Annotated in this window: 2 protein-coding genes; both read right to left on the bottom strand. The window is 45.0% G+C overall.

Translation table 11 applies throughout. From position 1 onward, the window contains the following. A partial coding sequence (locus ACWHAR_RS24385) for a glycine--tRNA ligase subunit beta (RefSeq protein WP_452088096.1) occupies window positions 1–174 on the bottom strand: 174 nt, incomplete at its 3' end. Then, a partial coding sequence (gene glyQ / locus ACWHAR_RS24380) for a glycine--tRNA ligase subunit alpha (RefSeq protein WP_452088095.1) occupies window positions 167–925 on the bottom strand: 759 nt, incomplete at its 5' end. The genes ACWHAR_RS24385 and glyQ, both read right to left, overlap by 8 nt.

Here is a 925-nt window from a genome sequence, read left to right as displayed (position 1 = left end):
AACGAACACAGCAAGACGTCTCGGTGTATTGAAGAGTTTCACTTCACCGTGAGTAATATTTTTTTCTTTAAGCCAGCCTGTCAGCTTGTCGCCAAGCTGAACCATGCTTTCATTCAAAAAGCGCGCCGGCATTTCCTCTAATCCGATCTCTAAAAGTAAATCCTGTTTACTCATGAGAAGAACCCTCCCCTTTAAGCATTGGGAACCCTAGTTTTTCTCGTTCCTCATAATAGGTTTTTGCTACTTTTCTAGCTAAATTCCGCACTCTTGCGATATAGCCCGTCCGCTCGGTAACAGAGATCGCACCTTTGGCGTCAAGCAGATTGAAGGTGTGCGAGCATTTCAGCACATAGTCATACGCTGGATGAACAAGTCCGTTATCCATTTGCTTGATCGCTTCTTTTTCATATGTGCTGAACAATTGGAACAACATATCGACGTCTGATGTTTCAAACGTATAAACAGAATGCTCATATTCAGCCATCATGAATAAATCTTTTACTGTAAACCCTGACGTCCATTCCAAGTCAAACACGTTTTCTTTATCCTGGATATAAGACGCGAGACGCTCTATTCCATACGTAATCTCTACAGAAACGGGTTTACACTCTAATCCCCCGACCTGCTGGAAATACGTAAATTGTGTTATTTCCATTCCGTCAAGCCAAACTTCCCAGCCTAGACCCGCGCAGCCTAAAGACGGATTCTCCCAGTTGTCTTCAACAAAGCGAATATCGTGCTCAAGCGGATCAATTCCAAGAGCACGCAAGGAATCCAAATACAGCTCTTGAATGTTATCAGGTGACGGTTTAATAATGACCTGGAACTGATGATGCTGATACAGTCTGTTCGGGTTCTCCCCGTAGCGGCCGTCTGCCGGACGTCTGGAAGGCTCTACATAAGCCACTTTCCACGGCTCAGGGCC

The organism is Bacillus sp. LR--39 (genome assembly GCF_053613335.1).
The sequence above is the reverse complement of the archived record's forward strand: the minus strand, read 5'-3'. Positions and strand labels throughout refer to the sequence as shown.